This is a genomic window from Chitinophagales bacterium (assembly GCA_040877935.1).
GTDB lineage: Bacteria > Bacteroidota > Bacteroidia > Chitinophagales > CAIOSU01 > JBBDNB01.
Genome location: JBBDNB010000045.1, coordinates 41,582 through 61,387 on the forward strand (window position 1 = coordinate 41,582; position 19,806 = coordinate 61,387).

A 19,806-nucleotide genomic window follows, 5' to 3' on the forward strand; every position below is an offset into this window, starting at 1 on the left:
TAGTATGAAGTATTTAAATTTTCTATTAGCAGTTTTATTTACCCTTAGTGGTTATGCTGCTTTAGCACAAACAGTCGAAGAACCCCCTAGGGATGGTGCTTATGATAAAGTGACTGTAGAGCAAAGGGATATCCTTCAGTATGATCATATTCGTGAAGCAGATGTGTTTTGGTCTAAACGCGTGTGGAGAGTAATTGATACCCGTGAAAAGATGAATCATAAATTCAGGTATCCCAAACAATTTTTAGTTAATATCCTGAGAGATCATGCTATTGAAGGTGCAATTACTGTCTATGATCAATTGGATGACGAATTTCAAACTCCAGTACCTCCATCAGAAGTTGCTGCTTTGGGAGTTGGGTCTTCCGATACCATTAGGGTAATGGATCCGGTCACTTTTGAGGAGAAGATTGAAATTACCAATCCTGAATTTGATCCGCAAAAAATCAAAAAATTCAGATTGAAAGAAGATTGGATATTTGACGAGGAATCTTCTACAATGGTAGTTCGCATTATCGGTCTTGCTCCTATTATTGAGGTAATTGATGAAAATGGCAATTATCGTGGAGACCAAGTCCTTTTTTGGTGCTATTATCCTGAATTAAGACCAATATTGGCTCAATACCGGGTATTTAACCGGCACAATGATGCGACTACAGTTTCCTGGGAGGATCTTTTTGAAATGCGATTTTTTAGTAGTTATATAATTAAAGAATCTAATGTTCAGGATAGGAGAATTCAGGATTACACTGCAGGAGTTGATGCACTTTTAGAAGCTGATAAAATTAAGTACGAAATCTTTAATTTTGAACATGACCTATGGTCTTACTAATCTTTAAAGTGCTGAACTAATAGCTCAGTTTTTCGCTGACCAATTAATGAAACGAGTTCCTCTTTAGGAGCTCGTTTTATTTTTTTATAGGATCGATATTCCTTCAATAATTTTTCAACAGTTTCTTTTCCTATTCCTTTGATCTGGTCCAGCTCAGTTTCCATCGATTTTTTACTTTGTTTTTTGCGGTGAAAAGTAATTGCAAAACGATGGGCTTCATCTCTGAGGTATTGCAATAATTTTAAGCTTGCTGAAGCCTTGCTTATGTGAAGAGGAACCGGATCATTTGGAAGGTAAATTTCCTCTAATCTTTTTGCAATTGAAGCTACCTGAATGGTTTTATACAAGTCAAGTTCCTTTACAGCTTCTACAGCAGCATTTAACTGCCCTTTTCCGCCATCAATGAGGATCAATTGGGGCAATTCTTTTTGTTCCTTTAAAAGCCTGTTATAACGTCTGTAAACGATTTCTTTCATTGAAGCAAAATCGTCAGGTCCTGTTACTGTTTTAATATTATAATGACGGTATTCTTTTTTTGCAGGTTTGCCATTTATAAAACAGACCATGGAAGCAACCGGGCTAGATCCTTGGAAATTGGAATTGTCAAAACACTCAATTCTATTTGGGTACTGCTTAAGACGTAGGTCCTCTTTAAGCTGTAATAATGTAGTTCGCTCCTTATACTTTTTCTTGTTTTTGTTTTTTCTTTCAATATACTGCTGTTTTTCAATAGCAGCATTTTTGTTGGAAAGTTGAAGTAGTTTGTGCTTATCCCCAATTACAGGTACAACTTGTTTGAAATCTGGATTTTCAATTTTAATCTCAAATGGAACAATCACTTCTTTTGACCTGCTTTTGAATTCTGATCTTAGGTGTGTAATGGCAAAAAGCAATAATTCTTCTTTACTTTCATCAAGCCCTTTTTTTAACAGAATATTTTTAGTCAGTACAATTGAGCCATTGATGATTTTTATATAATTCACAAAAGCCCGCTCGTCATATTCAATAAAAGAGAAGACATCTAAGTCGCTGATTGATGTACTTACAATAGTTGATTTACTTTGATATTTTTCAAGGTAGCTGATCTTTTCTTTAATATTTTCAGCCTTTTCAAATTGAAGCTGCTCAGCTGCTGTCTGCATTTCTTCTTTTAAAAAGCGTTTTACAGGAGCTATATTGCCTTTTAAGATCATCCTGATTTGCTCTATATATTTATTGTAATCCCTTTCATTTTGCAGTCCTTCACAGGGGCCCAAACAATTGTCTATATGATATTCAAGGCAGACTTTGTATTTTTCTTTTTCAATATTTTCCTTGCTTAAATTCAATGAGCATGTTCTCAGCGGGTAGAGTTGCCGAATAACTTGCATAACTGTTCTAACCTGAGTAACAGATGCAAAAGGGCCTAGATATTCCGAGCCGTCTTTCACTATTTTTCTGGTTAGAAATACGCGGGGAAATTGTTCATTTTTTATAACTACATAAGGATAAGACTTATCATCTTTGAGCTGGATATTGTATTTGGGCTGATGGGATTTTATCAGGCTATTTTCAAGTAATAATGCATCTTTTTCAGTATTGGTAACTGAAAATTCTATTCGCCTTATTTTCCTTATTAAAAGTTTGATTCTGGCACTGTCGTATTTTTTATTGACAAAATAAGAGCGCACCCTTTTTTTGAGATTTTTTGCTTTACCTACATACAATAGGCAGTCTTCTTCATCGTAGTAGCGATAAACACCAGCATCATTAGGGATATTTAAATTTAGATTTTTGAATTCTTCGGGGCTCATCTTGCATACAACTTCTGTAGGTCAATCCTTATTCAAATTCACTACCGTAGAAATTGTTTTCGTCAAAATTTTCCTGGTCTGAATTTTGGTATTTAGAACAGTCCAGTTCGATATTTAATTTCCTTTCAGGACTTTCAAATTTTTTATTGGGATCAAGACCTAACTTGGTGTATAAAGTGTCGTTCTCATATAGTTTTTTGAAAAAACCTGCCCATATAGGTAGTGCAGTACTTGCCCCCTGACCTTCTCTGAGACTTCTAAACCTGACAAAGCGGTCCTCAGCACCGACCCATGTTCCGGCTATAAGATCGGGGGTAATGCCCATAAACCAACCATCTGAATGGTTTTGTGTAGTTCCTGTTTTTCCGCCTATATCCAGATAGTTCAGTTGATAAGGGTAAGAAGGTAGCCAAACCCTTTTGCCTGTACCGTTTTGAATTACATCCCGAAGCATTTCCACCATTACCCAGGCTGTTTCTTCACTGAGCACTTCTGTACGCTCAGAAGTAAATTCCTGTATCAGATTACCATTTTTATCTTCAATACGGCTAATATAAGTTGGTTTTGAATATACACCTTTGTTTGCAAAAGCAGTATAGGAGCCAAGCATTTCCATAACTGAAATACCTGGTGTTCCAAGGGATATTGATGGATAAGGGTCAATTGGACTTGTAATACCCAGTTTCCTTACTAAATTAATTACAGGTTGCGGACCGATTTGTTTTATGAGATAAGCAGAGCATGAATTTATAGAGTTGGCAAGACAGTATTTAAGGGTCATTTTTTCTCCACTGAATTTCCCATCGGAATTTTCAGGCTGCCAATTGTCAAAATTTTCGAAAGTAACCGGCACATCTAATACTTCAAAACATGGTGAATAACCATTGTCTATTGCTGTAGCATAGAGAAATGGTTTGAAAGTAGATCCAATTTGTCGTTCTGTCAAAACATGATCGTATTGATAGTACTTGTAATTGGCACCTCCTACCCATGCTTTGATTGCTCCTGTTTTCGGATCAGCTACCATAAAACCTGTTTGTAAAAACATCCTGTGATAGCGAATAGAGTCAATAGGAGTCATGACTGTATCTTTTTCCCCTTCCCAGCTAAAAATAGTCATTTCCTTTGGGGTATTGAGTATGGTTTTTATAGAATCCTGGCTAAGCCCTCTGGCAACAAGTGCTTTGTAATGCGGTGCATTTCTTATAGATTTTTCAAGTTCATTTGGAAAGTCTTTCCATGGATCTCGTCCTTTCCAATGTTCGAAAAAATCTTTTTGAATTTTACTCAGGTGTTCTGTAGCCACATTTTCGGCAATTTTTTGCAGACGGGAATCAATGGTAGTGTATATCTTCAATCCATCTTTGTATAAATCATAATTTGTGCTGTCTACTTTTAGATTTGCTTTGCACCATTTTTTGAGCTCCAAACGTAGATGTTCCCTGAAGTAAGTAGCCAGTCCTTCAGAGTGGGTTGTTTCTTTAAATTCAAGTGCTATTGGTTTTGTTTTAAGGGAATCGTAGGCTTCATTAGAAAGAAAATCATATTTGTTCATCTGATACAAAACAATGTTTCGCCTGTCCATAGATTGCTCAGGATGAATCCTGGGATTAAAGGCATAGGGTGCTTTGAGCATCCCCACCAATACAGCAGATTCACTTACATTTAGTGAGTCGATAGGTTTGCTGAAATAAGTAAGGGATGCAGCCTTTATACCAAAGGCATTGTCACTGAATTCTACAGTATTGAGATACATGGTGAGGATCTCTTTTTTTGTATAGCTTTTCTCAAGACGTGCTGAGATAATCCATTCTTTTAGTTTTTGAATCACCCTTTCCAGTTTTGAAGAAGGCCGGTCGTGAAAGAGGTTTTTTGCCAACTGCTGTGTAATTGTACTTCCCCCTCCTCTTTTTCCGCCAGCGGCAATAGCTCTTACCAAGCCTCTTAGATCAATCCCTGAATGTCTGAAAAATCGAATGTCTTCTGTGGCGATCAATGCGTTTACCAGTGATTCAGGCAATTCCTCGAAATATGCATTACTTCTGTTTTCACTATAATATTTTCCAAGTAGTACACCATCAGCAGAATATACTTCAGAGGCGAGAGCATTTTTGGGATTTTCCAACTCCTCAAATGTAGGCAGATTGGAGTATGATAATTGATAAAACAAAAATATTATAGCAGCAACCCCAATTATAAAAAGACTCCAGAAAATGAAGGCGAATTTAAGCTTGAATGAATAAAGCGAGTTTTCTTTGTTGTTGTTGTCCTCCATTTATTGAGTTGGTATTAATCTTTGTAGTTTTTTTCAAAAAATTCAAGGTAAGAATTTATTTCCCGATTGATAACTACTTTATTGAAATTGATATCGGTGATAAAGTAAAAGCTCAGTGAATTATCCGGGAAATTCTTAAAGGCTTCCTCCTCTTTTTTTATTGAGTTGAAGTAGTTGCGTACTTTCTTCTCACCCTCAAAATATTTTATAACTATAATAGATTGTTCGGGGCTAAGAATCAGAGTATTTGTTTTTAGCTTTTCTAAGCTGCTTTTTTGCTCGTTGAATCGTGAAATTGCCAGGCTCAGGTCGGTACTTTTAATATTATTACTGTTGTAAACTACAAGTACATAGTGTAATGCATCCATCTCGCGGGTGTATTCCCTGATATTGATTTCTTTTTCGTAAACCTTATTTTCACTCTCTTCCAAAATAGTCAGCATTTCTTCAGCTTTTTCCGCTTCAAGTGTACCTGGATATTTTTCCTGAAGTTCTTTCAGGGCATCTATATATGCACCCAGAGAATCCGTTTTTGCCCTGCTGATTGCTGAAAGCAGTGCGAATTTTGGAGCCAAATGATTGGTTTCAAAAAGGCTGTCGGCCTGGGCTGAAGCTAAAAGCACTTGCCTGTAGTTTCCGGAAGTAAAGTGGGCATAGACATTTTCATAATAGCGGTCTACCTCTTCTTTGTTGTCTTTTTGCTTGTCGAGATAGTTAGGGTCGAGTAGTATTTTGGCAAATTTACTATTAGGGTATTCGTCTAATACAAGATTTTTGTATTGTTCCGCTTTGCTGTTGTTGTTAATCTCTTTGTAGAGTAAATGAAGGTTATAATAAACTTCTACCAGGTAATTATTATTCGGGTATTTTTCTAATAATGTTTCAAATGTTTCAATGGCTTTGGGAAGGTTTTCAATTTCTGATTTGTAAATATTTCCCAGTTCAAAATAGGCTTCTACTACTTCTTTTTCAGCTTTTTGTTTTTCTGCCTCATCTCTCGGTATTGTAGCTAAAAGTTGTTCTTTTACTGCTAAATAATCAAATTCTTCTTCAATACCTTCTTCTTCTGCCTGACCTGCAACTTCTTCTAAACTGCCAGAGCTCTCTTTGTTAGACCTCCTCCAATTGTCTTCCAACTCGCGTTTTCCCCAGCGCTGAACAAATTCATTGTAGCCTCTGCTTTTACTTCCTGTATTGTAAAAATACCAGGAGCCGCTACTTCCCCCGCCACTATCTCGCCCTGAAGTATTTCTATTGAGCATAGCTGCAGGTTGAGATTGATTGGCCTTGTCTATTTCAGCCTCAATTTTACTCACTTCAGCCTCAATTCGCTTATCGAGTTCATCTTCTGGTAAATTTGCTAAAACTAAAAGGCTGTCTTTTTCTTCAATAATATTGATTTGTTTAACCAGGTTTTGAAGTGCATTGTCTCTTTTTTCAATTTCTTGTTTTTTTGGGTGTTCCTCATCAATATTAGCTCCAGCATTTTCATAACCGGGTTGTGCTTTTACATATTCTTTATCGGAATAGTAAAGTTCGCCTTGCTTTAAATGTGATTTTGCCAATTGCTTTGTGTTCCCCATTGAACTTTCTATAGATTTGCTTAGGTATTCTATAGCTTTTTCACGATTGTTTTGGCTCAATTCCAGTTCTGCCAATGCATAATATATCTGATCGTAGAATTCTTCATTTTTACTGTCTTTAAGCAGTTTAGCAAGCAGTTTTTTGATTTCGCTATAGGAAGACCCGTCACCTCCTGCTATACGTGCCAGACTCATCTTTGCATTGAATTCCATTTTGTAATCAGGTCTTGCACTTAATACTTCTTTATATTTTTCAACAGCATTGGTATAATCCTTTATCCGCTCGTAAATTTGAGCCATTATATAGAGGTAGCGGATTTTTTTCTTCTTTCTCTTAATGTTTTCATCCAGTACTTTCAAAGGAGGGATAGCTCTTTCAAGGTTGTTGGTAGTGATATATAAATCGGCCTTGGCTTTTGCAACATCATTTGCCAGATAGCCCGGAAAATTTTCTTCACCTTCAATTACCGTAAGTACCGTTTCGGCCTCCTTATATTTTTCCATAGCAGCGTAGATATTGACCATCAATACCATAGCTTCAGGTCTGGAGAATTGGTGAGTAAGTATTTCTTTAAATGATTTTTTCCCGTCCCAATCTTCCTCTTCCTTTTTTTTCTCCTCTTTGATCTCTTCAATTTCTTCTTCAATCACCTCCTCTTCCAGCTCTTCTTTCTGGGCAGCAGTCATGGGTTTTTTTGATTTGCGTTTTTTCTTCTTGCTTTTCTTTTTTTTCTTTTTCTTTTTTGAAGATTTACTCTGAGGAGTTTCTTTAAATTCTGTACTCAAAAACTGTAGGGTTTCAAGGGCAGTTTCAAAATCCCCTTTCATATAATAGGAAAAACCAACAAGCAAATAGCTGTTGTCGCTAAACTTGCTGGGCTCGTGCATTTTTATTGCCCTTGAACATTTTTTTATGACTTCGTCAAAAGTACCGGAATAGGTTTCTGCCTCTTCGGGTATTTGATCGGGATAAACAGCTAATATTTCATCATAATCATCCTGGTGACTGGTCTCAAGGCTGCGCTGTGTTTCTTTAAGTAATTCTGTTGCATTAAAATAGGCATTGTTTCTGGCCGTTATATTGTGGTATATCATTCCCACTGCTCCCGGTTTGCCTGATTTTTTGCTAGAAGAACAGGCGGATAGGATCAAAATGAAGGAAAGGGATATTAATAATGATAACTTTGACGCTAATTTCAAGATATTTGTCTTTCGAGAATGAAAACTCTGTTTGTACAAAAATATTTTAAATTTCCCAAAGAAAGTAAAGCTTTACAATTAAGTGGCTGAGGAAAAGAAAAAGAGGCGGTTTGTAGAGAAGCTTAAAAATAAGTATCGCCTTGTAGTGCTCAATGATGATACTTTTGAAGAAAAAGCCTCATTCCGTCTTTCACGTTTTAATGTATATGTGTTTGTATCTACGGTACTATCCATATTGGTAGTGCTGATTTTCTCTATGATTATTTTCACTCCTTTAAAAGAGTATATTCCGGGTTATGCAGATGTAAAAATGCGAAGAGATTTGATTGATTTAAAATTTTATACCGATTCACTGGAATCTGTTGTTTTAAATCAAAGTCTTTGGCTCAATAATGTGAAAAAGATATTAGAAGGAAAAACGGATAGTGCAACTGTTTCCAGCAGCGACAGAAATATTCGTTATGATACAATTAAGTTGAGCAGAATACCAATTGAAGATGTATTGTTGAGAGAAGAAATTGAACGTGAGGATAATTATGCACTGGTATATGGTGATCAAAGAAATTCAAACAATGAAACAGAGGTTCTTTCAAATCTTACAACTCCCCTCAGAGGTTTAATTACACAGCGGTTTAATGCAGATGATGGTCACTTTGGAATTGATGTAGTAGCTCCAGAAAAAACCCCAGTAAAATCTATTGCGCCCGGAACCGTTATAATTTCTGAGTGGACTTTAGAAACAGGCCATACAATTGCAGTACAACATGATAACAATTTGATTTCTATATACAAGCACAATTCTGTTTTGTTGAAAAAAGTTGGTAATTTCGTGAAAAGCGGGGATGCTATTGCCATTATAGGAAATAGTGGTGAATTAAGTTCCGGTCCGCATTTGCACTTTGAATTGTGGCAGGAAGGTTCAGCTGTTGACCCTGAGCAATTCATAAGTTTCTAAAAATTAAGATCATGTTTGGCAATAAAAACTCTGAAGAAAGAAAAGACAACAATTCTAAAGGTTCTAAATCTTTGAATCAGTTTGGTGAAGGGACTGTTATTACGGGTGAAATTAAGTCAAAAGGAGATATCCGTATAGATGGTGAAATTAATGGGGCTGTTTATTCTGAGGCCAAACTTGTAGTAGGTCCATCAGGAAAAGTGGATGGAGATGTAAAGTGCAAAAATGCAGATATATCCGGTAAAGTATACGGGCGTTTGATTATTGAAGATTTACTATTTCTTAAAAGTTCTGCAGTTATAGAAGGAGATATTGTTGCTCAAAAAATGGTGGTAGAATCCGGTGCAATGTTTAATGGAACATGTAGCATGGGGGAATCTATAAAAGCGAACAAAAATGAAGAAAAATCAGCCGCCAAACTCAAAAAAGAAGTTGTTTGATAATTATCTGAAATTTTCTGCCATTGGATTTCAGATGGTGGCAGTAGTGCTTATTGGATTTGGTATAGGTTGGTATATAGACAGCAAATTAAATACTGACAAACCATATGCAGCTTTAGCTTTTACCCTGATCTTTGTCTTTATAGCTATGTACTTGGTGATTAAAGAGCTACAAAGCATGAACAATAAAAATGATTAAATACAGACAATTTGCAGTTCGTACATTGATGTTAGCCGTTCCGGTCTTTGTCATTTTAGGGGTATTGAGTTTATTTGATTTTTTTCGAGCAAATTTATTATTTGTGTGGTTCTGCTATGTCTTTTTTGTGGCAATGACATTGTTTACTGGGTATTATAATTTGCGAAGTGTAAACAAACCAATATTCGGAACAATTTATTTTGGAACATCAGGTTTAAAATTGTTGCTTTCTTTTAGCATCATATTTTTATACATGCATTTCTTTAGCCCGCCAAAATGGGTGTTGATTCCTTTTGTACTGCTCTTTTTGATTTTTAAAGTTTTTGAACTGGTTGTATTGTTCAGGCAGGTCAAAGATTGAAAAAAGACATAAAAAAAACCACCAGGCGGAAGGGGTGGTTAAGGGTATTCAGAGTTGGTGTCAGGTTATGAAAAGGTGTTCCGCCTGATGGTTTTTAAATTATTCGTATCGCTTTCTTTTAAGCAACAATTCAAAGATACTTTACATTCATCCTGCTTTTAGTTAATAAAAGGTTAACCGCTGTTAAACTCTGTTAAGCAGAAACATGTGCCGCTATTATTGAGTTAATTTCGAAGTATGAACAAGCAAATTGTTTACGGCATAGTCGTTTTGATGGCCATAGTGCTCATTGGCATGGTTACCATTCAGATCTATTGGATAAACAATGCTTTAACCCTTAAAGAGCAACAATTCTACCAAGATGTAAAACATGCTCTAAAGCGCGTGTCTTTTCGTTTGGAGCGACAGGAAGCTATGCGCTTATTTTCCGGCAATGGTTTTGTAAATAATTCTAACATCAATTATAATAATTATTCTGTCAGAAATGAAGATCCTGCGCTTGTTGATAGTGCTCAATACAGTAAAGAAGATGTTTATTCAAGTGCCTTCAGCAGTTTTTTTTCAGCATATAACAAGGTCTGCCTCGATACTAATATCTCTGTAATTTGTGATAATAAAAGAAAATATCGTGGTGAGATTTTAGTGCATATTTCTGATTCAATTCAGCGTATAGTTGTGGAGCACAACAACGAAAACGAATTGCACAGAGCAATGCAATCACAATTGGCCAAATTGCACTACAAGCAAAGTATGATCGATGATATCTTTTTGCAGTTCTTTCGTGCCAGTACAAATCTTACAGAGCGTATTCCTACAGCAGAACTTCAAAAGATTGTGCGCGAAGAATTAGATCGTGTAGGCATAAAAACGCCTTTTGAATATTTACTGGTCAATGATTTTGGAGTATTGATTTCTAAAAGCCGGGATTTTGACCCGGAAAATGCCCGCTCGGCACATCGGATGGCGCTTTATCCTAATGATATCTTTGGGGAGCAAAATCACCTGATCGTTTATTTCCCAAAACAGCGAAATTATATAATAAGTAGTCTTAGTATGATGTCCACCTCTTCAATGGGCTTAATCTTAATTATATCTCTTTGTTTTTCATATGTGGTTTATACAGTGTTTCAGCAGAAAAAGCTTTCTGATATGAAAACCGATTTTATAAACAACATGACCCACGAGCTTAAAACCCCCGTAGCTACTATATCTCTGGCCAGCGAAATGCTTAAAAGTAAATCTATTGCCGAAAATTCAGATCGAAGAGACAGATATGCCCAGATAATTCATGATGAGAATAAGCGTTTGGGAAACCAGGTAGAGAAAGTGCTCCAGATGGCGGTAATGGAAAAAGGAGACTTTAATCTGAAAATTCAAAAAATTTCTGTGAATGAATTAATATTAAAAGCATTGGAAAAAGTAAACCTTCAAATTGAGTCTAAAAATGGAAGTTTACAAACAAACTTTCAGGATGAAGAGTTGTATATTGAAGCAGATCAATTACATTTCACAAACATAATTTTTAATTTGCTCGACAATGCTATAAAATATTCTAAAGATGTTCCGTTTATAAAGGTGAGTAGTAAAGACTTGGGAAATAGTATAGCTATATCCGTCACTGATAAGGGAATAGGTATGGATAAAGAAGAAAAAAAGCGCATATTTGAGAAGTTCTACCGAGTACCAACTGGAAATATACATAATGTGAAAGGTTTTGGTCTTGGATTAAGCTATGTAAAAGCAATGTTGGATGCACATGGAGGTACAATAAAATTATTGAGTCAGCCCGGGAAGGGCAGTACCTTTACGGTGATATTTCCTAAAAAACAAAATCAACAAAATGTCGGATAAAACTAAAGTATTACTATTAGAAGATGACCCAAACCTGGGCTTTGTGTTGCAGGAATTTTTAGAACATGAAAGTTATGAAGTAAAGCTGTGCGAAGATGGCGAAATTGGGCTCAGGGCTTTTAACAATGACAATTACGATATCTGTATTGTAGATGTGATGATGCCCAAAATGGATGGATTTACCTTTACCAAGCAGGTCCGCAAGCAAGACAAGGAAACGCCCATTATTTTCCTCACGGCCAAATCGATGAAAGAAGACAAGCTGGAAGGTTTTAAACTAGGTGGCGATGATTACATCACCAAGCCCTTTAGCATGGAGGAATTGGAAATGCGTGTAAGTGCGGTGCTGAAAAGAACCAAGGGCAACCATGAGGAAGAGGAGAAAAATCAATTCGAAATCAGTGCTTTTTTCTTTGATTATCCGGCACAGGTGCTAAAAATAGGAGAGGAGCAACAAAAGCTTACTACCAAGGAAGCAGAACTTTTGAAGCTGCTGTGCCTTAATGTCAATAAGGTTTTGGAGAGGGAAATTGCTTTAAAATTGATTTGGGGGAATGACAATTATTTCACCGGAAGAAGTATGGATGTGTTTATCACCAAGCTGCGCAAATACCTTAAGAAAGATTCAAAAGTGGAGATTGTAAATGTGCACGGCACCGGATATAAATTGATGGTTCGCGAGGAATAAAGCTGGTTTTTTATCTCGATTGATTCTTATTGCACTAAACAGATAAGGGCATAAATTTGAAAATATTTGTGCAGCTTAAATATTGTTTTAGCACATAAAACTAAACTGCTTATTTCCCCTTTTTATAATCGAAATAATAAGCAATAACCACGGCAATCAAAACGATGACCAAACCTATTTTTACAATATCTGCTGAATATTCATTTCCCATTTTTATAGAATTGATTGATAGAAATTAATCCATTGTTTTTTGATGTTTGCGATGCTGTAAAGTTGCTGAAATCTTTTGAATCCCTTATCGGCTAATGAATTTTGTAAATCTTTATTTTCAAGTAAATCCCTGAGATTTTTTTTAAACTCAAGAGCCGTATCAGCAAGTAGCAAATGTTCTTTGTCTTTTAAATCAAGCCCCTCGGCACCAAGGCTTGTCGTCAGTATTGCCAAGTGATTCGCCAGGCCTTCCAAAATTTTAATGCGAATACCACTACCGGCAAATAATGGAACAAGCATAATGGCATGTTGTTTTAAAAATTCCTGCGTATTTTCTACTTCTCCAATAATATTTACTCCTGGAAAATCCCAATTTAGAATAGACTGTGGCGCACCCCGGCCAGCAATATTGAATTGAGCATCGGGGAACTGCTGATGTATTTCAGCCCACACATTTTTAAGAAACCATTCCAAGCCCAGTTGATTGGGATACCAATCTAGGGCACCGAGATAGCAAATGTTTTTTTGAGCTTTTTTATCTGTCGGTAAATCTGCTTCTAGCCCAAAAGGAATTACTTTAGTTGGAACAGAACTATTATTGGAAATCCACTCCGCATCAACTGGACTGATGGCTGCAATGAAATCCACTTTTTTAATAAAAGCAGTTTCAAATTTCTTTAGCCTTTTTGCCAATAATTTGATGTATAGCTTTTTAAAGGGATTTGAGGTAATCTCGTAATTGGTCTCCCAAATTTTATGCTCCAGATTGTGCGCCCGATAGACAATCTTTGCTTTTGAATGTCTTCTGATCAATTTCAGATAAGGCGCTACATACAAGCTCTCCAACTGAATGATATCAAATTTTTCGTTTATTAATTTTTGCTCAATGAGCTGGGCAAAATCACTGTTCCAAAAGCGACTGATATTGTAGGATTCGGAACTGAATAGATTTAGTAAAGCTTCTAAGGGCCTTACTTTTATATCGACAAAGTGGCTGTCAAAATTGGTGTTTTTTCTGTAAGCTTCCGTTTGCAAATTTTCATCCACTGGGTGCTTAAAAGTCTCAATGGCCAAAACCTGAACATTTATATTTTGCTCCATTAAAGTTTCCGTAACCTGATGCATGGCTTTGCAACCACCATCAATAGGAGGGAAGGGCGGTTTGTGGCAAATTTGCAGGATTTTCATTTTTTATGGATGTGCCAAAAAATAATAGTGAATGCCATTATAGAATTGCTGGCAAAAATTTTCTTTTTCCAATGCAGGTTTTCCGCACAAGTATGCATCTAAATTAGAGATTTTCAAATCACAAGCAGAAATAAAGTCAAAAAGCATTTCGGGTTTTGTGCCATAGCAATCTGCTGCTCCCAGGCCGTGCTCAAAAATGATGTGTGGCTGCCATTTTTCAATGGTTTTTTTTGCGCCCTGCAACACGCCAAGTTCGCCACCTTCTACATCTATCTTGATAAAGTGAATGGGCAGGTCAGGATCAATCAGATCGTCCAGAGCTGCTTTTTCCACTTTTATTTTTTCGGTTTCCTCTTTATTTCTATCAAATTTTCGCTTGCGAATTCCGCTGTATGCCGGGTTGGATTTTACATAGGTAAATTCCGTTTCGCCTTTTTCATTGGAAAGTGCATGTGGAAGGATGCTTATCTTACCATTGCTTTTGTACCGCTCTACCAGTCTCTTGTAAAAATTGGGCAGGGGCTCAAACCCAAAGTGATTTCCATTGGGAGAGAATTCAATTATTTTATCCAGAATTTCGCCTTTATGGCAACCGATGTCTATGCAATTAGAATTGGCATTCAGCAGCTTCTGCATCAGAGCAATGCTCTCCAAATCGTACAATCTATTATTTACCCTTCCCGAAATGGAAGAGCCATTTGTTGCCTTTCTGATAAAAGTGTGGAGTAAAATGCGCTGTTTAATAAATTTCAAGTTCTTTGCTTGATTTTGCTTTTATGTGATTTCTTGAGTTCAAAAAAACGAATTAATTCTCGAATCCCTATGATTGAATGTTTTTTTAGCGATTAGGGTTTATGCTATTTAACAAACAGTAATTATTATCTTTAGATAAATCGATAAATATGCGAACCATACAGCTCAATATTCCAGATTCAATTGACTTAAATGACAGGGATGCTAAAATGTTATTTGCTTCACGATTATATGAAATAGGGAAGCTCTCACTTGGTCAAGCCGCTGAATTGGTTGGGTTGAGCAAAGGTGCGTTTATGGAGCTGCTAGCAGATTATAATGTGCCTTTGATTAATCATCCTTCATCTGACTTGGACAATGATATAGAAAATGCAAAAGATTATAGTATCTGATACAAGTTGTTTAATTCTACTTCAAAAAATTGGTAGGCTTTCTTTATTAAAGCAGCTTTTTGGAAAGGTTAAGATTACATCTGTTGTTGCTAAAGAATTTGGGGCTGAACTCCCAGATTTTATTGAAATTGAAAATCCTGAAAACACACGATATCAAAATATTTTAGAATCTTTTTTAGATTCTGGTGAATCTAGTGCCATTGCTTTGGCAATTGAAAAACAAGATGTACTGCTTATAATTGATGAAAACAAAGCGCGTCAAAAAGCTAAGCAGCTAAAATTAAAATATACTGGCACTATAGGAATATTGATAGTAGCTAAGCAAAAGAATTACATTAATTCAATTACAGAAATTATTCAGCAAATCTTGCAAACTGACTTTAGAATTTCTAAGGCATTAATTGAAGAAGCTAGAAGAAGGTGTAATGAATAAATAATCAATACCCAGCCTCATAAGGATATCTTTGATAATAGACCTCTTTGATCATATCTATCATGCGGGTGCGCATTTCTTCGATATTTTCTTTTTGAAGGGCACTTACAAATACGGCATTGTAATCGGTTTTCTTCTGCCAGGATTGTTCTAAATTGGCAAACAACTCCTCTTTTACGTCCGATTGCAGCAATTCATCAAATTCCTGTTCCCTGTACAAATCCAACTTATTGAAAACATAGAGCGTTTGTTTTTCCTTTACGCCAATATCTTTCAGCGTTTCGTTTACCACCTTCATATGATCTTCATAGCTGGGGTGCGAAAGGTCAGTTACATGGATTAAAATATCGCTTTCGCGTACCTCATCCAATGTAGATTTAAAGCTTTCAACCAGATGGTGGGGCAGCTTTCTGATAAAACCCACCGTATCTGATAAAAGAAAAGGAATCCGGTCGATCACTACTTTGCGCACTGTAGTATCAAGTGTAGCAAATAATTTATTTTCCGCAAATACATCCGATTTGCTCAGCAGGTTCATAATCGTGGATTTGCCCACATTCGTATAACCCACCAAAGCTACGCGCACCATCTTTCCCCTAGCTTTGCGTTGGGTGAAATTTTGCTTTTCAATTTTTTCCAATTGCTTTTTCAGCTTGGCAATCTTATCGTTGATTACCCTACGGTCGGTCTCGATTTCCTTTTCACCGGCACCACGCATCCCTATACCCCCTTTGATTCTATCCAAGTGGGTCCACATACCGCGAATTCTGGGCAATAAATATTGGATTTGCGCCAACTCTACCTGTGTTTTGGCTTGCTGTGTTTTGGCCCTATTGGCAAAAATATCCAGAATCAACATGCTGCGATCCAGGACTTTACATTTCAGTGCTTTTTCGATGTTGCGCTGTTGTGAAGGAGAAATTTCATCATCAAAAATTACGAGGTCAATCTCGTGTTCCTCCACATAATTGCGAACTTCCTCCAATTTACCTTTACCGATATAGCTTCTTTTATCTGGTCGGTCGAGTTTTTGGAAATAGCGTTTTTTGGTGATGGCTCCTGCGGTATGGGCCAAAAATTCCAATTCGTCAAGGTATTCCTGAAGTGCTTTTTCATCCTGCTCCAGCGTAACTAAACCAATCAGTACCGCAGTTTCTTCTTTATCTACATCAATGCCTTGAAGGGTGTCCATATATAATTTTTTGTAAAAACTTGATAGTCATAAATAGCTGATTATTCCTTTTAACTATTGGTCAGTATAACCACAAAAATCTTAATTTTCAGTTTTTGAGCGAACTAAGATATTATTTAGGTGCATGGCTTCAAAACTGAGAGATTCCAAACGTTTCACGAATTTAAATGAAATAATCTTCACTACACTGAGATTTCAATATACCAAATTCTTTAGCGATTGACCTGATAAGTAAAGTTTTGCAAAATTTAAGCTTGCCAAGATATCTTCCTTTTCTAGTTCTTTGTGTTCATTGAGTATTTCTTCAACGGTCATATCTGAGCCCAACATGTCAATTATTACTTCAACAGGCCACCTCATACCTCTTATGCAAGGTTTGATCAATTGTAATTCTGTCTAATAACTTGCTCATACATTTCGAATTTACAAAGCAATAACATTTAAATAAAGGTATTGATTCTTTAAGAATTCGAGTATAATAAATAGATTAGTTTTAAACTTGAAATTTTTCAGTCAAGTTCTTTTTTGCTGGAAAGAAAGGAAGTTTGCATTTAATTTTAAAAAACTGGTTGCCCGCTCTTTTAAAATCTTGCTTAACTAGAACTTCAAATATGCAAAGCCCTATTGTCCGTAGCGGCCAGACAGGCTTCTTTGAATGCCTCTGTATAAGTTGGGTGCGCATGGCTCATTCTAGCAATGTCCTCTGCTGATGCACGGAATTCCATAGCTACAACAGCTTCTGCAATTAAATCGGCTATTCGTGGGCCAATCATATGTACACCTAGAATTTCATCGGTTTCCTTATCGGTTAATACCTTTACAAAACCTTCCAAATCCATACTCGCTCTAGCACGACCACTCGCCTTGAAAGGGAATGAGCCGCTTTTGTATTCCACGCCATCTTCTTTGAGCTGCTCCTCTGTTCTACCTACTCCTGCCACTTCTGGCCAGGTGTATGCCACAGAGGGAATCAAATTGTAATCGATATGTGGTTTTTGTCCGGCAATGATTTCAGCAACGGCCGAACCTTCATCTTCGGCTTTGTGGGCCAACATTGCTCCCTTAACTACATCGCCAATGGCATAAATGCCCTCCACCTTAGTTTCGAATCTATCGTTGATCTCGATTTTTCCCTGCTTGTCGGTTTCCAGTCCAATTTTGTCCAATCCAAGGCCTTCGGTATAAGCCCTTCTGCCAACGCTTACCAAACAGTAATCGCCTTTGAACTCCACTTTTTCGCCTTTGGCATTTTCAGCCGTAACAGTAGTGCTTTTACTTGTGGCTTTGGCACCCGTAACTTTATGGCTCAGGAAGAATTTAATGCCCAATTTTTTCATTGATTTGAGCAATTCTTTTCCCAATGCTTTGTCCATTGTTGAGATCAATCCATCTGAATATTCCACAATTTCCACTTCTGTTCCCAATCGGGCATAGACTGAACCCATTTCCACGCCAATTATTCCACCACCTATTACGACCATTTTTTTGGGCAATGATTTCAATTCCAATGCTTCGGTAGAAGTGATGATGCGTTTTTTATCAATTTCAATTCCGGGCAATGAAGAAGGCTTGGAACCTGTGGCAATAATTGTTTTATCGGTTTCTATTTCTTTGCTTTTGCCATCTTTTCCCTTAATGGAAATCTTGTTTTTATCGACAAAGCTGCCCACTCCGGTAAAGACTTCGATTTTATTTTTCTTCATCAAAAAATCAATGCCCGAAGTATTTTGCTTCACTACATCTGCTTTACGGGCAATCATTTGAGGAAAATCCACTTTTAGGTCTTTGAGCTGAATGCCGTGTTTTTCAAATTTTTTCTCTGCATTGTGATAATGCTCAGAAGAGTCCAATAAGGCTTTAGAGGGAATGCATCCTACATTTAGACAGGTTCCACCAAGTGAATCGTATTTTTCAATTATGGCTGTTTTAAATCCCAATTGGGCAGCGCGAATGGCTGCTACATATCCACCGGGGCCAGAGCCGATTACAGTCAAGTCAAATTTCATTTCAATGTTTTTATTTTAAAGCAATTTATTTTTTCTAACCGCAAAGTACTCTGAGTTTTTCGCAAAGGACGCAAAGTATTTACAAGTTATTTACTACTCTTTTTATTCCATTTTTCAGCAAAGTCGTTCCAGATAATTTCTCTTCGAATCTATCATAGCGCTCTTTGCGGTTTTACTCTACAAATCTAAAAGCACTTCTGCAGGATCGGATCCAAACAACATATGGCTCGGGTTCTCGAGCAAATTTTTCACATTTACCAAAAAGCTCACCGATTCTTTTCCATCAATAATTCTGTGATCGTAGGACAATGCCAAATACATCATGGGGCGAATTTCCACCTTTCCATTGATGGCCATTGGGCGATCTTCAATTTTGTGCATTCCCAAAATAGCAGATTGGGGAGCATTCAAAATAGGTGTTGACATCAATGAGCCAAAAACACCACCATTGGAGATGGTAAAGGTTCCACCTGTCATCTCGTCCATGGTCAATACGCCATCCCTTCCTTTTATGGCCAATTCCCTAACAGATTTTTCTATATCCGCCAAGGAAAGCGATTCTGCATTTCTGATAACAGGAACCACCAATCCTTTGGGTGTGGAAACGGCTATTCCAATATCACAATAATCGTGATAAACCACATGGTCTTCGTCAAGGATGCCATTTACGGCAGGGAAGTTTTGCAATGCAATGCAACAAGCTTTGGTGAACAAGGACATAAAGCCCAAACCGATGCCGTGTTTTTCCTTGAAATCCTCTTTGTATTTGTTGCGCAATTCCATCACGGCCGACATGTCCACTTCATTGAAAGTGGTGAGCATGGCAGTATCGTTTTTGGCAGCTACCAGTCTTTTGGCAATGGTCCTGCGCAGTTTTGACATTTTTTCTTTATTGGTATCCCTGCTGAAATCACCGGAAGCCAATGAACGGCCACCAATTTCAGTTTCACCGTTTTTCAACGCATCAATCACATCTGCTTTGGTAATGCGGCCTCCCTTTCCTCTGCCATCAATTTGTTTGCTGCTGATACTGTTTTCACGCATCATTTTTGCAGCGGCAGGTCCGGCATGTCCTTTAGCATTTGAATCTGAATCGGACTTTTCTTTAGAAGGCGTTTTGCTTTCCTTTTTTCCTTCCTCAGATTTGTCAGCTTCTTTCTCTTTTGACTTTTCTTCGTCTTTGCTTTCTTCCTTTTTTTCAGGAGCTTTTGCAGAAGTATCAATAATTGCAATTACATCACCTACATTTACATCGCTGTCTTCCTCCACCTTGAATGTAATGGTCCCGGCCTCTTCACTGGGCAATTCCATGGATGCCTTGTCGGATTCCAATTCAACGATTACCTGGTCTTTTTCAACGTAAGCACCTTCTTCTACCAACCATTTGGCAACGGTTACTTCTGTTACTGATTCCCCGACTGAGGGTATTTTTACTTCTACTTTAGACATAATTTA

General features: G+C 37.1%; 17 protein-coding genes. 8 read left to right on the forward strand and 9 right to left on the reverse strand.

Annotation, left to right across the window (positions count from 1 at the left end):
* Positions 1-4: 4 nt before the first annotated feature.
* Positions 5-832, forward strand: a complete 828-nt coding sequence (gene gldN, locus WD048_12580; protein MEX0813046.1) for a gliding motility protein GldN — start codon at positions 5-7, stop codon at positions 830-832.
* Here gldN and uvrC read toward each other — a convergent pair.
* The 3 genes from uvrC to WD048_12595 are packed head-to-tail and all read right to left on the reverse strand — an operon-like array spanning position 829 to position 7,578.
* Entirely contained in the window at positions 829-2,625 is a 1,797-nt protein-coding gene (uvrC, locus tag WD048_12585; protein ID MEX0813047.1) for an excinuclease ABC subunit UvrC, read from the reverse strand. The genes gldN and uvrC overlap by 4 nt on opposite strands.
* A 28-nt stretch (positions 2,626-2,653) precedes the next feature.
* The gene (locus tag WD048_12590; GenBank protein ID MEX0813048.1) at positions 2,654-4,900 is read right to left on the reverse strand and encodes a transglycosylase domain-containing protein; all 2,247 of its coding nucleotides are present in this window, start codon (positions 4,898-4,900) and stop codon (positions 2,654-2,656) included.
* A gap of 14 nt (positions 4,901-4,914) precedes the next feature.
* Complete coding sequence (locus WD048_12595; protein ID MEX0813049.1) at positions 4,915-7,578, reverse strand: tetratricopeptide repeat protein; 2,664 nt, start codon at positions 7,576-7,578, stop codon at positions 4,915-4,917.
* A gap of 187 nt (positions 7,579-7,765) precedes the next feature.
* Between WD048_12595 and WD048_12600 the strand changes: the two genes are divergently transcribed.
* The 5 genes from WD048_12600 (at position 7,766) to WD048_12620 (ending at position 12,177) form a co-directional block, all read left to right on the forward strand.
* A complete protein-coding gene (locus WD048_12600) occupies positions 7,766-8,638 on the forward strand; it encodes a M23 family metallopeptidase (GenBank protein MEX0813050.1) in 873 nt (290 codons plus the stop codon).
* Between the two features lie 11 nt (positions 8,639-8,649).
* Entirely contained in the window at positions 8,650-9,078 is a 429-nt protein-coding gene (locus tag WD048_12605; protein MEX0813051.1) for a polymer-forming cytoskeletal protein, read from the forward strand.
* Positions 9,035-9,277: an AtpZ/AtpI family protein gene (locus WD048_12610; GenBank protein MEX0813052.1), complete on the forward strand. Its 243-nt coding sequence runs from the start codon at positions 9,035-9,037 to the stop codon at positions 9,275-9,277. The genes WD048_12605 and WD048_12610 overlap by 44 nt, the downstream gene beginning before the upstream one ends.
* A 598-nt stretch (positions 9,278-9,875) precedes the next feature.
* The gene (locus tag WD048_12615) at positions 9,876-11,489 is read left to right on the forward strand and encodes a HAMP domain-containing sensor histidine kinase (GenBank protein MEX0813053.1); all 1,614 of its coding nucleotides are present in this window, start codon (positions 9,876-9,878) and stop codon (positions 11,487-11,489) included.
* Positions 11,479-12,177, forward strand: coding sequence for a response regulator transcription factor (locus WD048_12620; protein ID MEX0813054.1), 699 nt, complete (start codon positions 11,479-11,481; stop codon positions 12,175-12,177). Before WD048_12615 ends, WD048_12620 begins: the two co-directional genes overlap by 11 nt.
* Positions 12,178-12,390: 213 nt before the next feature.
* Here WD048_12620 and WD048_12625 read toward each other — a convergent pair whose 3' ends face one another.
* A complete protein-coding gene (locus tag WD048_12625) occupies positions 12,391-13,575 on the reverse strand; it encodes a glycosyltransferase family 4 protein (GenBank protein ID MEX0813055.1) in 1,185 nt (394 codons plus the stop codon).
* Between the two features lie 3 nt (positions 13,576-13,578).
* Positions 13,579-14,328: an FkbM family methyltransferase gene (locus WD048_12630; GenBank protein MEX0813056.1), complete on the reverse strand. Its 750-nt coding sequence runs from the start codon at positions 14,326-14,328 to the stop codon at positions 13,579-13,581.
* A 149-nt stretch (positions 14,329-14,477) separates the two neighbouring features.
* On the opposite strand from WD048_12630, the gene WD048_12635 reads away from it, so the two are divergent.
* Positions 14,478-14,720 carry a UPF0175 family protein gene (locus WD048_12635; GenBank protein MEX0813057.1) on the forward strand — a complete coding sequence of 81 codons (243 nt, stop codon included), beginning with the start codon at positions 14,478-14,480 and terminating at the stop codon, positions 14,718-14,720.
* Entirely contained in the window at positions 14,698-15,153 is a 456-nt protein-coding gene (locus WD048_12640; protein ID MEX0813058.1) for a DUF3368 domain-containing protein, read from the forward strand. Before WD048_12635 ends, WD048_12640 begins: the two co-directional genes overlap by 23 nt.
* Positions 15,154-15,157: 4 nt before the next feature.
* Here WD048_12640 and hflX read toward each other — a convergent pair whose 3' ends face one another.
* The 4 genes from hflX to odhB form a co-directional block, all read right to left on the reverse strand.
* Complete coding sequence (gene hflX / locus WD048_12645; protein MEX0813059.1) at positions 15,158-16,345, reverse strand: GTPase HflX; 1,188 nt, start codon at positions 16,343-16,345, stop codon at positions 15,158-15,160.
* A gap of 195 nt (positions 16,346-16,540) precedes the next feature.
* Positions 16,541-16,729 carry a DUF433 domain-containing protein gene (locus tag WD048_12650; GenBank protein ID MEX0813060.1) on the reverse strand — a complete coding sequence of 63 codons (189 nt, stop codon included), beginning with the start codon at positions 16,727-16,729 and terminating at the stop codon, positions 16,541-16,543.
* A 221-nt stretch (positions 16,730-16,950) separates the two neighbouring features.
* Complete coding sequence (lpdA, locus tag WD048_12655; protein ID MEX0813061.1) at positions 16,951-18,351, reverse strand: dihydrolipoyl dehydrogenase; 1,401 nt, start codon at positions 18,349-18,351, stop codon at positions 16,951-16,953.
* A 177-nt stretch (positions 18,352-18,528) separates the two neighbouring features.
* Positions 18,529-19,800: a 2-oxoglutarate dehydrogenase complex dihydrolipoyllysine-residue succinyltransferase gene (gene odhB / locus WD048_12660; protein MEX0813062.1), complete on the reverse strand. Its 1,272-nt coding sequence runs from the start codon at positions 19,798-19,800 to the stop codon at positions 18,529-18,531.
* Positions 19,801-19,806: the final 6 nt, after the last annotated feature.

Coding starts and splice junctions, on each gene's coding strand:
- gldN (MEX0813046.1), top strand. CDS start 5: ATGAAGTATTTAAATTTTCTATTAGCAGTTTTATTTACCCTTAGTGGT.
- uvrC (MEX0813047.1), bottom strand. CDS start 2,625: ATGAGCCCCGAAGAATTCAAAAATCTAAATTTAAATATCCCTAATGAT.
- WD048_12590 (MEX0813048.1), bottom strand. CDS start 4,900: ATGGAGGACAACAACAACAAAGAAAACTCGCTTTATTCATTCAAGCTT.
- WD048_12595 (MEX0813049.1), bottom strand. CDS start 7,578: ATGATATACCACAATATAACGGCCAGAAACAATGCCTATTTTAATGCA.
- WD048_12605 (MEX0813051.1), top strand. CDS start 8,650: ATGTTTGGCAATAAAAACTCTGAAGAAAGAAAAGACAACAATTCTAAA.
- WD048_12610 (MEX0813052.1), top strand. CDS start 9,035: ATGAAGAAAAATCAGCCGCCAAACTCAAAAAAGAAGTTGTTTGATAAT.
- WD048_12615 (MEX0813053.1), top strand. CDS start 9,876: ATGAACAAGCAAATTGTTTACGGCATAGTCGTTTTGATGGCCATAGTG.
- WD048_12620 (MEX0813054.1), top strand. CDS start 11,479: ATGTCGGATAAAACTAAAGTATTACTATTAGAAGATGACCCAAACCTG.
- WD048_12625 (MEX0813055.1), bottom strand. CDS start 13,575: ATGAAAATCCTGCAAATTTGCCACAAACCGCCCTTCCCTCCTATTGAT.
- WD048_12635 (MEX0813057.1), top strand. CDS start 14,478: ATGCGAACCATACAGCTCAATATTCCAGATTCAATTGACTTAAATGAC.
- WD048_12640 (MEX0813058.1), top strand. CDS start 14,698: ATGCAAAAGATTATAGTATCTGATACAAGTTGTTTAATTCTACTTCAA.
- hflX (MEX0813059.1), bottom strand. CDS start 16,345: ATGGACACCCTTCAAGGCATTGATGTAGATAAAGAAGAAACTGCGGTA.
- lpdA (MEX0813061.1), bottom strand. CDS start 18,351: ATGAAATTTGACTTGACTGTAATCGGCTCTGGCCCCGGTGGATATGTA.
- odhB (MEX0813062.1), bottom strand. CDS start 19,800: ATGTCTAAAGTAGAAGTAAAAATACCCTCAGTCGGGGAATCAGTAACA.